15 protein-coding genes are annotated in these 13,363 nt (G+C 57.9%); 8 read left to right on the top strand and 7 right to left on the bottom strand.

Translation table 11 applies throughout. The features are described from left to right. Positions 1 to 376 precede the first annotated feature (376 nt). Positions 377 to 1,789, top strand: coding sequence for a dihydrolipoyl dehydrogenase (gene lpdA, locus I6J28_RS01660; protein WP_005327177.1), 1,413 nt, complete (start codon positions 377 to 379; stop codon positions 1,787 to 1,789). A gap of 128 nt (positions 1,790 to 1,917) precedes the next feature. Here the strand turns inward: lpdA and ramB are convergent, their stop codons facing one another. Then, a complete protein-coding gene (gene ramB, locus I6J28_RS01655; RefSeq protein WP_204610398.1) occupies positions 1,918 to 3,327 on the bottom strand; it encodes an acetate metabolism transcriptional regulator RamB in 1,410 nt (469 codons plus the stop codon). 369 nt (positions 3,328 to 3,696) lie between these two features. On the opposite strand from ramB, the gene I6J28_RS01650 reads away from it, so the two are divergent. The 4 genes from I6J28_RS01650 to I6J28_RS01635 are packed head-to-tail and all read left to right on the top strand — an operon-like array spanning position 3,697 to position 7,663. Beyond that, positions 3,697 to 4,452, top strand: coding sequence for a succinate dehydrogenase cytochrome b subunit (locus tag I6J28_RS01650; RefSeq protein ID WP_204610397.1), 756 nt, complete (start codon positions 3,697 to 3,699; stop codon positions 4,450 to 4,452). Between the two features lie 15 nt (positions 4,453 to 4,467). Continuing rightward, positions 4,468 to 6,483, top strand: a complete 2,016-nt coding sequence (locus I6J28_RS01645) for a fumarate reductase/succinate dehydrogenase flavoprotein subunit (protein WP_201802305.1) — start codon at positions 4,468 to 4,470, stop codon at positions 6,481 to 6,483. Then, positions 6,483 to 7,232: a succinate dehydrogenase/fumarate reductase iron-sulfur subunit gene (locus tag I6J28_RS01640; RefSeq protein ID WP_005327185.1), complete on the top strand. Its 750-nt coding sequence runs from the start codon at positions 6,483 to 6,485 to the stop codon at positions 7,230 to 7,232. Before I6J28_RS01645 ends, I6J28_RS01640 begins: the two co-directional genes overlap by 1 nt. A gap of 56 nt (positions 7,233 to 7,288) precedes the next feature. Then, positions 7,289 to 7,663, top strand: coding sequence for a hypothetical protein (locus I6J28_RS01635; protein WP_204610396.1), 375 nt, complete (start codon positions 7,289 to 7,291; stop codon positions 7,661 to 7,663). A 1,156-nt stretch (positions 7,664 to 8,819) separates the two neighbouring features. On the opposite strand, the gene I6J28_RS01630 is transcribed toward I6J28_RS01635, so the two are convergent. Then, positions 8,820 to 9,269, bottom strand: a complete 450-nt coding sequence (locus I6J28_RS01630) for a hypothetical protein (RefSeq protein WP_204610395.1) — start codon at positions 9,267 to 9,269, stop codon at positions 8,820 to 8,822. Between the two features lie 46 nt (positions 9,270 to 9,315). Then, positions 9,316 to 9,735, bottom strand: coding sequence for a hypothetical protein (locus I6J28_RS01625; RefSeq protein ID WP_204610394.1), 420 nt, complete (start codon positions 9,733 to 9,735; stop codon positions 9,316 to 9,318). Positions 9,736 to 10,000: 265 nt separating this feature from the next. Here I6J28_RS01625 and I6J28_RS01620 point away from each other — a divergent pair, with 265 nt between their 5' ends. Next, on the top strand, positions 10,001 to 10,444 hold the full coding sequence (locus I6J28_RS01620) for a hypothetical protein (protein ID WP_204610393.1): 444 nt from the start codon (positions 10,001 to 10,003) through the stop codon (positions 10,442 to 10,444). 148 nt (positions 10,445 to 10,592) lie between these two features. On the opposite strand, the gene I6J28_RS01615 is transcribed toward I6J28_RS01620, so the two are convergent. The 4 genes from I6J28_RS01615 to I6J28_RS01600 form a co-directional block, all read right to left on the bottom strand. Then, the gene (locus I6J28_RS01615; protein ID WP_174232238.1) at positions 10,593 to 10,907 is read right to left on the bottom strand and encodes an NIPSNAP family protein; all 315 of its coding nucleotides are present in this window, start codon (positions 10,905 to 10,907) and stop codon (positions 10,593 to 10,595) included. Between the two features lie 99 nt (positions 10,908 to 11,006). After that, positions 11,007 to 11,336, bottom strand: a complete 330-nt coding sequence (locus I6J28_RS01610; protein ID WP_003849969.1) for a DMT family transporter — start codon at positions 11,334 to 11,336, stop codon at positions 11,007 to 11,009. Beyond that, positions 11,333 to 11,692, bottom strand: a complete 360-nt coding sequence (locus I6J28_RS01605; RefSeq protein WP_048733039.1) for a DMT family transporter — start codon at positions 11,690 to 11,692, stop codon at positions 11,333 to 11,335. The genes I6J28_RS01610 and I6J28_RS01605 overlap by 4 nt, the downstream gene beginning before the upstream one ends. Next, the gene (locus I6J28_RS01600; RefSeq protein ID WP_034997557.1) at positions 11,689 to 12,234 is read right to left on the bottom strand and encodes a TetR/AcrR family transcriptional regulator; all 546 of its coding nucleotides are present in this window, start codon (positions 12,232 to 12,234) and stop codon (positions 11,689 to 11,691) included. Before I6J28_RS01600 ends, I6J28_RS01605 begins: the two co-directional genes overlap by 4 nt. Positions 12,235 to 12,410: 176 nt before the next feature. Here I6J28_RS01600 and I6J28_RS01595 point away from each other — a divergent pair, with 176 nt between their 5' ends. Both I6J28_RS01595 and I6J28_RS01590 read left to right on the top strand, forming a co-directional pair. Continuing rightward, entirely contained in the window at positions 12,411 to 12,677 is a 267-nt protein-coding gene (locus tag I6J28_RS01595) for a hypothetical protein (RefSeq protein ID WP_204611471.1), read from the top strand. After that, the gene (locus I6J28_RS01590; protein WP_011116976.1) at positions 12,677 to 13,270 is read left to right on the top strand and encodes a recombinase family protein; all 594 of its coding nucleotides are present in this window, start codon (positions 12,677 to 12,679) and stop codon (positions 13,268 to 13,270) included. Before I6J28_RS01595 ends, I6J28_RS01590 begins: the two co-directional genes overlap by 1 nt. The last annotated feature ends 93 nt before the right edge of the window (positions 13,271 to 13,363 follow it).

Genomic DNA, 13,363 nt, shown 5'->3' with positions numbered 1-13,363 from the left:
AACGGTGGCGCTACAATCTCCGCTAGTACTAAACGTGTGAATAATGCGGTCCCCATCCGCGGGCCCATCCCTCGCTCTAGGCAAGTAAAAACACAGAAAGAAGCATAATGAACGTTTTCGATTCCATCCTCGTGGCCATCAACGAAGTTCTGGGCCAGTTCCTGCACACCGGTTCCTCCATGTCCTCCACCGCTGCGCTGGCTCTCGGCCTGTTCTAAAACACCGAGCCCATAGCCCTGCCTGGGGGCGTCGCGCGCTTGCCGACGCCACCGTGCAGGGCCTTTGCGCGTTTTACCCCCCGAAGCGTGGGGTACTCGGGCACAAGAGTGTGACCCAATGCGCGACATGGAGGGGAAAGTTACGTATCCTAAAGGGCGTGACTAATGAACATTATGACGTAGTAGTACTCGGCGCGGGCCCTGGCGGCTACGTGGCCGCCATCCGTGCAGCTCAGCTTGGTAAGAAAGTTGCCGTAATCGAGAAGCAGTACTGGGGCGGTGTCTGCCTCAACGTAGGCTGCATCCCTTCCAAGGCGCTGCTGAAGAACGCTGAGGTTGCCCATACCTTCAACCACGAGGCCAAGGACTTCGGTATTTCCGGCGATGTCTCCTTCGACTTCGGTGTTGCCCACAAGCGTTCCCGCAAGGTTTCCGCGGGCATCGTCAAGGGTGTCCATTACCTGATGAAGAAGAACAAGATCACCGAGATCAACGGCCTTGGCTCCTTCAAGGACGATAAGACCATCGAAATCACCGATGGTGATGACAAGGGTAAGACCGTCACCTTCGATGACTGCATCATCGCTACCGGCTCCGTGGTCAAGTCCCTGCCGGGCGTAGAACTCGGCGGCAACATCGTCTCCTACGAGGAGCAGATCCTCAACGATGAGGCCCCGAAGTCCATGGTCATCGTCGGCGCCGGCGCCATCGGCATGGAATTTGCTTATGTTCTGTCCAACTACGGCGTGGACGTCACCATCGTGGAGTTCATGGACCGCGTCCTGCCGAACGAGGACAAGGATGTCTCCAAGGCCATTGCCAAGGAGTACAAGAAGCTCGGCGTTAAGCTGCTGACCGGCTACAAGACCACTTCCGTGAAGGACAACGGCGATAATGTCACCGTTGAGGTGGAGTCCAAGGACGGCTCCAAGCAGGACACCCTGACCGTGGACCGCGCCATGATCTCCATCGGCTTCGCCCCGCGCACCGAGGGCTTCGGCCTGGAGAACACCGGCGTTGAGCTCACCGAGCGCGGCGCTATTGCCATCGATGACACCATGCGCACCAACGTCGACCACATCTACGCCATCGGTGACGTCACCGCGAAGCTGCAGCTCGCCCACGTTGCTGAGGCACAGGGCGTTGTGGCCGCAGAGACCATCGCCGGCGTGGAGACCCAGCTCTTGGGTGACTACATGAATATGCCGCGCGCTACCTTCTGCAACCCGCAGGTCGCTTCCTTCGGCTACACCGAAGAAGCTGCCAAGGAGAAGTTCGCGGACCGCGACATCAAGGTCGCTACCTTCCCGTTCTCCGCTAACGGCAAGGCTGCCGGACTCAATGAGACCGCGGGCTTTGTCAAGCTCATCGCGGACGGCGAGTACGGCGAGCTCATCGGCGGTCACATGGTGGGCTCCAACGTATCCGAGCTGCTGCCGGAGCTGACCCTGGCGCAGCGCTTCGACCTCACCGCTGAGGAAATCGGACGCAACGTTCACACTCACCCGACCCTCTCTGAGGCCATGAAGGAAGCTGCCGAGGGCATCGGCGGCCACATGATTAACCTCTAAGCAGGGCTACTTGCCGACGTCGCCTTTGTGTGCGACGCCAGCGGCACCGCACCGTTCGCCCCCCTCGTCGGAGGGAGGCGGACCGCGGTGCCGCTTTTTTATGTGCGTTCCACCTGGGCGGCAGCGCGTTAGTACGGTGCCACGGCGGAGCGGTGGGCGTCGACGTTGATGACCTCGTTGATGGGTGGAAAGGCGCGTTGCGCGCAGTTTTCGCGCGGGCACGTGCGGCAGCCGGAGCCGATGGGGGTGGCGGTAGAGAGATCGGTGAGATCGAGCCCCTCGGCGTAGACGGTGCGGTCGGCGTGGCGGGCCTCGCAGCCAAGACCGATGGCGAAGAGCTTATTGGTATCTCCAAAGCGACCCTGGTGGTGTTGCACGGCGCGGGAGATCCACAGATAATTGCGGCCGTCGGGCATCTGCGCCAGCTGGCGGGAGATAATGCCGGGCTGGGTGAAGGTCTCGTAGACATTCCACAGCGGGCAGGTGCCGCCGTTATTGGAAAAGTGCACGCCGGTGGCGGATTGGCGCTTGGACATATTGCCTGCGCGGTCGACGCGGACAAAAGTAAAAGGAATGCCGCGGAGGTTATCGCGCTGCAGGGTGGACAGGCGGGAGGCCACGGATTCATAGCCCACGCCGAAGACCTGGCAGAGGTATTCCACGTCGTAGCCGGAGCGCTCGGCTTCGGAATGCATCAGTGCATAGGGCATCACGGTGGCGGCGGCGAAGTAGCTGGCCAAGCCGCGCTGTGCGAGGTTGCGCGAAGCATCCGAGGTAAACGGCTCCTCCTCCACTAAGGCGGCGATGTCCTCCCCGGCCTCGAGGAAGCTCAGCTCCGCGGCCATGCGGAAGGCGCGCTGGCCTTCGCTCAGGCGCGACGCGAGCCGGAACTCGCCGGTCTCGCGGTTAAAGCTGTGTAGCGTGCCATCCATTTGGGACGTGATGTGGATATCTACGTTGTGGCGATCGCGCAGGCGCTGGGCCAGGGCGTGTTCGGTGTCGCGGATGCCGAAGTGGGTGACCGAGAGGGCGTCGGCAAGCTGCTCTGCATGGTGGTCTAGGTTGTCCAGGTAGTTCTGGCGGGCGTAGAAGAAGTCGCGCACCTCGTCGTGCGGCATGGATAGGGCCTGGGTGGCCTCGGTGGTGCGGCGGGCATCGGTGGCCAGCGAGAGCTTATCGCGCACATTGCGGTAGCGGCGGTGGACATCCACCAGCGTGCGGGCCACGGTGGGGTGGTTATAGACCAGCTCGGAGAGCTCCTGCAGCTCGACAGGGGAGGGGCAGAGCTCCTTGTCTTGGATGACGTCCTGGATCTCGGCAAGAAGGCGGGAGTCATCGTCGCGGGAGAAGAAGGTGGCGTCGACGCCGAAGACCTCGGTGATGCGAAGGAGCACCGGGACGGTGAGCGGCCGGACGTCGTGTTCGATCTGGTTGACGTAGCTGGCGGAGAGACCCAGCGTCGCAGCGAGGGAAGCCTGACTGAGATCGCGCTCACGGCGAAGCTGGCGAAGGCGGGATCCCACATACGTCTTACTCATGCCGGCAAGGTTACTGGCTGGCCTGCGGGTGTGCACCCTAATTGCAAAGATCTTGCGAAGAATGTTCACCCGCCTGTGGGCTACATGTGGGTTTCATGCGAAAGTTTGACACATAAAGGGGTAAGGCGGTCACTCTAGTAACACTGGGTGAGCAAGTTCACAACTGCGGAGGGAATTACGCAACGTCAATATTGCGGAATTCCGAGCAGCCAAGGTAGTGACGTTTTGCCCCAAGGCTTCTAAGGCAACCCTTACCTAAAAGAATTATGACTTTAACCGTACCGCCGTACCGTTAGGTGAAACGCCGCAGGAATTGACTAGTAACCAGCGGTTAAGCCCAGTTAAAGTGAGGGCGACAATGGAGGTGTCATGACTTTAAGAAATCCGGACCGTGAGGCAGTAACTCACGGCCACATTACTAACGAACCAATCCGCCAGAAGCCGGGAGTGCCCTCCTGGGTTCTGAAGCTCATCATGGCCGTCACTGGCCTGCTCTTCGCCCTCTTCGTTGTTGGCCACATGGCCGGCAACCTGAAGTTGTACTTGCCGGCGAACGGCGGCGAAGAAGCACTAGATGAATACGGTGCATTCCTGCGCTCCATGGGCGAGCCGTTGTTCCCGCATGAGGGCGCATTGTGGATTATTCGCGCCGTCCTGCTGGTTGCCATCATCGCCCACATCTACGGCGCGATTGCCTTGACCACCCGCTCCAAGGCATCCCGCGGCAAGTTCAGCCGCAGCAACCTCATGGGTGGCCTGGATTCCTTCGCCACCAAGACCATGCTGGTCTCCGGCCTGGTTCTGCTGCTGTTCATCATCTTCCACCTGCTGGACCTGACCATGGGCGTACAGCCCATCGCCCCAGGTGACTTTGTGGAGGGTGCGGTAAAGGCCAATATGATTGCAACCTTTAGCCGCTGGCCGGTCACCATCGTGTATGTGATCGCCATGTGCTTCCTGTTCCTGCACCTCACCCACGGCATTCGCCTTGCTGCTTCTGACCTGGGTATCACCGGTGCTAAGTGGCGTCAGACCTTCCTGATCCTGGCGTACGTCATCCCGGCCGTTGTCTGCATCGGCAACATCGTTATGCCTTTGTCCGTTGCCCTGGGCTTGGTCAGCTAAAGGAGTTAGAAACCCATGACTAATACTGAACTCAAGCGCGAGCACCCTAAGTTCTCGCACCCACAGTCCATCGTTCCGGGCGTATCCGCCGGCAACATCCTGGAATCCCATGAGCCGCACGGCGTGCCGATGAAGGATATGTGGTCCCACCAAAAGGACCACATGCAGCTGGTCTCCCCGTTGAACCGCCGCAAGTTTGAGGTTCTCGTAGTTGGCACCGGCCTGTCCGCTGGTTCCGCTGCGGCCGCACTGGGCGAGCTGGGCTACAAGGTAAAGGTATTCACCTACCACGATTCCCCGCGCCGCGCGCACTCCATTGCCGCGCAGGGTGGTGTCAACGCCTCCCGTGCCAAGAAGGTGGACAATGACTCCGCCTACCGCCACACCAAGGACACCGTGAAGGGCGGCGACTACCGCTGCCGCGAGTCCGACTGCTGGCGCCTGGCAAACGAGTCCGTCCGCGTTATTGACCACATGAACGCCATCGGCGCCCCATTCGCTCGCGAGTACGGCGGCACCCTGGCTACCCGTTCCTTCGGTGGTGTGCAGGTCTCCCGTACCTACTACACCCGTGGCCAAACAGGTCAGCAGCTGCAGCTGTCCACCACTTCGGCGCTGTACCGCCAGATTGGCCTGGGCAACGTGGAGCTCTTCGCTCACAACGACCTGCAGGACATCATCGTCTACAACGACAACGGCAAGAAGCGTGCCGGCGGCATCGTTACCCGCAACCTGATTACCGGTGAGCTCAAGGCCTTCACCGGCCACGCAGTTGTGCTGGGTACCGGCGGCTACGGCAACGTCTACCACATGTCCACCCTGGCAAAGAACTCCAATGCCAGCGCCATGATGCGTGCGTACGACAGCGGTGCTTACCTGGCTTCCCCGGCCTTCGTGCAGTTCCACCCGACGGGCCTGCCGGTCAACTCCGATTGGCAGTCCAAGACCATCCTGATGTCGGAGTCCCTGCGTAACGACGGCCGCATTTGGTCCCCGAAGAAGGAGGGCGACGACCGCGACCCGAATACCATTCCGGAAGAAGAGCGCGACTACTTCTTGGAGCGCCGCTACCCGGCATTCGGCAACCTGGTTCCGCGCGACGTTGCTTCCCGTGCCATCTCCCAGCAGATCAATGCCGGCCTGGGCGTTGGCCCGCTGCACAACTCGGTGTACCTGGACTTCCGCGACGCCATCGAGCGCCTAGGCAAGGACAAGATCCGCGAGCGCTACTCCAACCTGATCGAGATGTACGAAGAGGCTATCGGCGAGTCCGCCTATGAGACCCCGATGCGCATCGCCCCGACCTGCCACTTCACCATGGGCGGCCTGTGGACGGACTTCAACGAGATGACCTCCATCGACGGCCTCTTTGCCGCCGGTGAGTGCTCCTGGACCTACCACGGTGCTAACCGCCTGGGTGCAAACTCCCTGCTTTCGGCTTCCGTCGATGGCTGGTTCACCTTGCCATTCACCATCCCGAACTACTTGGCTGACCACCTCAACGAGGAGAAGCTGGCCGAGGATTCCCCAGAGGCACAGGCAACCCTGGCACAGTCCCAGGAGCGCATCGACCGCCTCATGGGTGTGCGCGGTGAGAACCCGCACGGTCCGTCCTACTACCACCGCCAGCTGGGCGATATCCTCTACCATGGCTGCGGCGTGTCCCGTAACGTCGAGGACCTCAAGGCCGCGATCACCAAGATCCGCGAGCTGCGCGAGGACTTCTGGGCTAATGTCCGCATTCCGGGTGAGGCCAATGACATGAACCAGGTGCTGGAGTACGGCCTGCGCGTTGCCGACTACCTGGACTTGGGTGAGCTCATGTGTGTTGACGCTCTGGACCGCGATGAGTCCTGTGGCGCTCACTTCCGCGAGGACCACCTCACCGAGGACGGCGAGGCAGAACGCGATGATGAGAACTGGTGCTTCGTTTCCGCATGGGAGCCGGGCGCAAATAAGAACGAGTTCATCCGCCACGCCGAGCCGCTGTACTTTGATTCGATCCCGCTGATGACAAGGAACTACAAGTAATGAAACTGACACTTGAGATCTGGCGTCAAGCCGGACCGACCCAAGAAGGCCATTTCGAGACCGTCCAGGTGGATGACGCCTCTGAGCAGATGTCCATCCTGGAGCTGCTGGACCACGTTAACGAGGGCTACATTGAGCGCGGCGAAGAGCCCTTCGCCTTCGCTTCCGACTGCCGTGAGGGCATCTGCGGTACCTGTGGTTTGACCGTCAATGGTCGCCCGCACGGCCCAGGTCAGAACACCCCTGCCTGCCAGCAGCGCCTGTTCAACTTCACCGATGGCCAGACCATCAAGCTGGAGCCATTCCGTTCCGCTGCCTACCCGGTCATTAAGGACATGATCGTGGACCGCGCGGCTCTGGATCACGTAATGGAGCAGGGCGGCTACGTTTCCATGGACGCTGGCACCGCTCCGGATGCGGATACCATGCACATCAACCATGAGACCTCCGAGTACTCGCTGGACCACGCTGCCTGCATTGGCTGCGGTGCCTGCGTTGCTGCCTGCCCGAACGGTGCGGCTCACCTGTTTACCGGCGCAAAGTTGGTGCACCTCTCCCTCATGCCGCTGGGCAAGGAAGAGCGTGGCCGCCGTGCCCGCAACATGGTCGACGACTTGGAAGCCAACTTTGGCCACTGCTCCCTCTACGGTGAGTGCGCTGATGTCTGCCCGGCCGGCGTTCCGCTGACCGCGGTTTCCGCGGTTACCCGCGAACGTGCACGTGCTGCTTTCCGTGGCAAGGACGACTAAGCTAAGGTTATTCCGTAGGAATACTAGGAACGAGAGAAAGACAGAAAGACTCCGCCATGAGCGATAACACCCACGCAGTCGCTGACTACACCAGCGAGACCTACCCGGAGTTCTCCGGCAAGATTCAGGACACCTACATTGAGGGCTACGATCCAGTATCCTTCGGTGCTCCTCACTCTTCCCTTCTGCGCACCTCCACCTGGGTGGGCATGGGTCTGATCATGTCTTGCCTCCCGGCCGCTGGCATCCTCATCTGGGGCCTGGGCGTGTGGGACAACCCCATCGGCACTGCCGGCGAGGGTGACTACACCCTTACCACCATCATCGGCATTATCGCCCTGGTGGTTGTGGCCATCGCGGCCTTCAGCACCGTCCACTATGGCCGCCGCTACTACCGCAAATACCGCAAGGAAACCGGCCGAGCCAACTAAATCGTTTCTTTAGCACGCAACCCCCGCTTCTATCAGCATGCATGACATGCAGGGAGGCGGGGGTTGTTGCATATCTTCCCCTTCCAGCGACTCTTTGAGGCTGGTGGCTAAGTTTAGAAGTTCGTCAGGATTATCTGCGGGCCGTTGTTGAGACAGATTCCGTTGTGCTGCGCGCACAAACTTAGCGAGTATGCCGGCGTCGCGGGCCAGTGGGGAAGTAGCAGACAACTCCGCTTGTATTACCTGCAGGTGCTTGGCGGCACTGTTGGCGGTGTCTAGTGCGTACTCGTAGTCTCCAGTATCCCCGTGCGCCCCAATAAACAAGGCACACAGGTGCGTGTCCTGGGCTTCATGCACAATGCCAGCCATTCCTTCCCCCCCTCCCCTTAGCCTCCGACCAACGACAACGCGTGCTTAACCCCAACATTAGAAATATTCTTTATGAATGGGCTACGGCAAAAATACACCTAGCAAGAAAACGCACTAAGAGACCTTTCCCAAAAAGAACAAACAGCACCTCTCCAGAGCATTTCGACGTGGCTCCGCTTAAAAGGGAAAACTCTCGTCAAAATTTCGACGATGGTGCGTCGACCCTGGGACGACGCTCCTTGCGCCCATAATCGCGGGTCTTATCTTTATGCTGGTGCAGACTTGGGCCTCTGACAAACAGGCAGACACAGCACTTCGTGGGTTGATCCGCATCAGACGGACAATCTGGCTCGGTGGGCCGTCCGTGAGGGGTTTGAGTGCACGATGCATAGGCTTACGCATTCGGATGTGGCGATTCGGCGCAAGAATGTGAATGTGGGTTTGGAGGCGACGAGTCTATGTCCGGTGTCACCGGAAGCGCTGGAGGAGATGGTGACTAGGGCAGTGCGGTTAAGGCCGTAAACAATACACAGCTCTCTTGCCTGTTTTGGCAGTAAGGTGTTCTAGGAGTACTCCTTCCTTTGAATCCACTGGTTGCAAATGTTGCTGTCTGTGGGGTGAATTGAACTGTTCGCTTGTTTAAGGTATTGTTTAGATCAAAGGAAGCTAGAGATAGAGACTCCAGCCGGTTCATGTCCGGGAGCTTTCACGGAAAAAGGAGATCTGGGTTCGATTCCCAGCCCCCTTACGGGGTGTAGCTTAACGGTAAAGCGCCCTTTTTTCATATCTACCACTGGGCTCTAGTCCAGTGGCCTTCTTCGCGAGCAACTGTTTCCAGTTGATTTAATCCTTTGGGGAAAAGTCTTTTCGTTAGCCGCTCGAGGCTTCTCTTCCATCCGTCGCTGTTCTTTTGTTTGCTTGTGGAGCGAACAAAGTGTTCTATAGATACTTTTGCGAAGTACTCTTCGGGCATGACTTCAATAAAGGATCTTTGAGCTAATCTTCCTAACTGTTTAATGACGCTGAATTCAGTGAATATATGTTCCGCAGTGAGGGAGATTTTTCCGTCATTCCCTTGGATATCCTGAGGGGTTTTCCCTTGGTTTATTTTTTTCCAATGAGAAAGGGCGTCCTCACTGAGCGAATCCATATCATTTTGGATTGATGAGCTGACTCGTCCGCCACTGTGGGTGTTTGCGTTTCTTATTCTCCTGAGAAGATGGAAAATTTCTAGCATTGAAGATCGTGAGTCTACATCGCTGGTAGCTCTCCCTACGTGCACATCACAGGTGTGGAAAAAAAATCTCATGGAGGTTGGAAGCGTTGAGCCTGTTAGTTGGCGCGCCTTCAGGATGAGAAAGGTCCAGTCCGTTATCCTGTAGAACCTTAATGGTTCTTTGGAGATGATCTTCTTGTAGAGATTGTGCATAAGGAATCGCTAGATTAGCTAGATGCCTTTCTGCATCTAAAAGGATGTTTCGTGCATCCTCTACGACAAGATTGAACCGCTCGACATGCGTTACTGCTGGAAACATTTCAGATAAGGGAACCTGTGACCCTTGGGAAAGCTGGAGGGCATTTGTTGCGAGCCGTGATCCTGCCAGAAGTCCGACTATCGCGTTATTGGCTTCAATTCGACGTTGATCAAACTCTGAGTATTCAGGGTAATGATATTTACCTATGGAAGGCTCACTTGAGTGCATAACTTTACACTACCCGTAAGGAATAGGGTTTCGTACGGCTATGATAAATGTAAATATGCGTACACTTCTCCGCTACAGTGGAGTTACATTCTCGACCTCCTGCCAACAGCGATGGCGGGAAGATTGGCGGTAGTAAATTGCGCACTTCCATCAAAGGCGGAGAAAGATGCGGATTTGTACACGAACTTATTCGGAGACAATGTGCATAAAAGACACTGCTACCCTCAGCCTAGGTATACAAATTCTGGAGCTTTCACTGTAAACGGTGATCCGATTTAATATGTTGGGCGAAACTCTTCTTTTTACAACTTACTTCCTCGCTCGAGAGTCTGACCTTGAACAATTCCATAAGCAGTATTTAAAAAGGGTGGATAAGGCTCGAGATATCACAGAGATACTCTATGTAACTGACGAAATTACACATGGGGGAGACGAAGTAATTCGCGAAGTCATGATGCAAGATTTCCGTAGGGATATGCGAGACTTTGGAACTTACCCATTTGATGAATCTGAATGGGGTTTGTATAGCCTTTCATGTGTGGCTAAAGACGTTGACGAACCCGCGATGGAAGGGGCTGGTGTCTCTCGGCTATGGCGTGATTTGGCATTAGGTGAAGAGACAGTACCTAGGGAATTTACCAGTCATGTAAAAGCCGTTAATGTGTCGAGCGATGGCAGAGGGTTCCCTCTGGGATCTATTTGTGCTTGATTGTGATCCAGAAATTCAACGGAATATCCATATGATAAATGCCGTCACCTCTTGATTAAGGCAGAGGGTGTACCAGTGTGGTACACCCATCTGTACGCGCTGACCTGCGGCGTTGTGGGTTGTGCCGAGCGTGCTGCCGGAGTCCCTTTCAGTGTCCCTGGGGTAGGAGCGGCCGCATGAAGGTGCGCTCGTACCGCAGGACGCACTCGGACTCGTCTCGAATCCGGTCAGCGGCGATGAAGTCCGAGTGGGTGCCGAACAAGGTGCGGTACTGCTCGTAGGCAGCCAGGCTGGGGAAGCTGAACAGGGATTCCGCACGGTCACTCACACCTTCCGCGGGTAGGTAGTACCCGTGGTGGGTGCCGCCGTGTTCGTCGACATGCCGCATCCAAGCGCGGGCGAACTGTTCAAAGGCTGCGATCTGGTCGGGGTCGATGGTGTAGTGGACGACACAGGTGATCACATCCACAACGCTAGGCCCACAGGCGCTCATTGGGGAGCCTTTGTCTGTGCGCCTCGTGGTGCAGCACACCAATCTGCCTGGTTTACCTGCGGAAATGCGTCAGTTCGCCAAGTTGGCGCCGAGTTCAACGGTGAGAACTCCGACGGCGATGAGGAGGATGCCGAGGGCCATGGTTCGGGTGAGGGGTTCGTGGAAGATGACCCGGGCGAGGATCGCGGTGAGAGCTACGCCGGATGCTGCCCAGATGCCGTAGGCGACGCCAAGGGCCATGCCGTCGGCCAAGGCGAGACTTAAGGCGACGAACGCCACGAGATACCCCGCGATGACGCCGATGAACCATTTCTTCACCCGGCCACCGTCGGAGGCTCGTAGCGACATGGTCGCGACGACTTCGGACAAGATGGCGCCTGCGAGGAAGATCCATCTCATGAGTTGACTCCTGCTTCCTGGGCTGCGGTTTGCTGAGCTTTCTGGGAGCCGAGTTCGACGGTGAGGACACCGCTGATGATCGCAACCATTCCAAGACCCATCACAGCGGTCAGAGGTTCACCGAAAATCGCGGCGGATAGCACGGCGGCGAGCACGACCCCGCTGGCTCCCCAGATGCCATAGGCGACGCCGATCTGCATTCCTTCGCGCAGGCAGAAGGTGAGGAAGACGAAAGTGCCGATGTATCCGGCAGCAACCACGATGTACCAGGATGGGTGATTGAGCGCCGCCTTGAGAGACAGCGTCGCCGCCACTTCGGTAGTGATGGCGCCAGCGAGCAGGAACCACTGCTTCATGGGGTTGTTCCTTCGATCAGGGAGCGAATGCTGGAGACGACGGCTTCGAGATCCGCGCCGTGGAGGGTGGACACACCTGTGGCCTGGGCGCCCCAGAGTCCGTCGGCGGCGAGTCGGGCGGTGGTCAGCCTGGCTCGGGTGGCGGCGTCGAGATCGTCCGGGAGTTCGAGCCAGCGGCCCATCCGCGTAGTCCACGGTTCGGTGAGTTCGGGCCGATACGTCGCTTGGCCCCAGATGATGAACTCGGCGCGCTTGGCGGCCCCGTGGGCGGCGACGTGAACGTAGCTCAGGAGCCGCTCGGTGGCGTTGGCGTTCTCGAGGGGCTTGCCAAGGGTGGCAGTCATGTCGTTCTCGACGTTGGCCGCAGCGTGGTCGACGATCGCGGCGAGCAGTACGTCGCGGTTGCGGAAGTGATATAGCAATCCCGGTTTGGTGAGCCCGGCCTCGTGGGTCACTGCGTCAAGGGTAATGTCGCCACCCTCCGCTGCGTTCATGACGCGGAGGGCAGCTTCCAGGATCTCGGAGCGCTGACTGGTTCGCATATAGCTAACTTTACCATTTGGTAGGTGAAGCCTTCAACTGCGGGCGCTGGTAGGGGCACCTGGGGTACACCCTATTGTTACGCCGGTGTGCGACAGAATGTTTCCTGTAAAATAGGGCCGTTACTAGCATTGTTTTACACGTGTCTAGGAGGGTCTAGGCCTTATGTTTACAGAAAGTGGTGAGTGTGGTGTTATCGTCGGATGGTTTCCATATTGAAAGTCATATTGACTCTGTGCCCGCGTTGGCGCGGGTGAAAGATCTGCATGGTGGGCTGTCGTCGGGGCAGCAGGCGTTGGGCAGGATTGTGCAAGCCTTGCTTGCTGACGCTGACGGTCTCGACGGCGTTCAGCTTTACGCCCTCTCGGATGCAATCGAGTCGTATCGTGATGCGGTCATAGAACAAGAGACTGTTTCCTTTAAACCTTCGCGGGGCGAAGACTAATGGGCAGTGACTCTGGTTCGCATGGGCAGCGGGTGGGCTATATCCGTGTCTCGTCGGTGGAGCAGAATAATCAGCGTCAGAAAGAACTGCTCAATATGTCTGGCAGGATTGACCGTTTCTTTGAGGATAAGGTTTCCGGCCGTACCAAGGCTGCGCGCCCTGGGCTTGTCGAGTGTATGGCGTATGTGCGCGACGGTGACGAGCTTGTCGTGTCGTCGATTGACCGTCTCGCCCGTTCGCTTACGGATCTTCGCGGTATTGTTGATGAGCTTACCGGCAAGGGTGTGACTGTTACTTTTCTGCATGAGAATCTCGCGTTTGCGAAAGACACCACAGATCCACGCGCAGATTTAATGCTGGGTATTTTGGGTTCGTTTGCGGAGTTTGAGCGGGCCATTATCCGCGAGCGTCAGGCGGAGGGGATTGCGTTGGCCAAAAAGGCTGGCAAATACAAAGGCCGCAAGCCTGCTCTTAGCCCGCAGCAGGTAGCGGAGATTAAACGGCGCACACTGGCAGGGGAGTCGAAAGCAGCCTTGGCGCGGGAATTCGGGGTGACCCGTCCTACGGTATATCGGGCGTTGAAAAACGTCTAAAGCGGCACAGCCATAACGGTAAATCAGCGTGCCCGTCAGCCCTGTCATATGTCTTGCCATATGGCGGGACATATGTTTAGGCATATGTTATAG

This window comes from Corynebacterium tuberculostearicum, from assembly GCF_016894265.1.
Lineage (GTDB): Bacteria > Actinomycetota > Actinomycetes > Mycobacteriales > Mycobacteriaceae > Corynebacterium > Corynebacterium tuberculostearicum_D.
The sequence above is the reverse complement of the archived record's forward strand: the minus strand, read 5'-3'. Positions and strand labels throughout refer to the sequence as shown.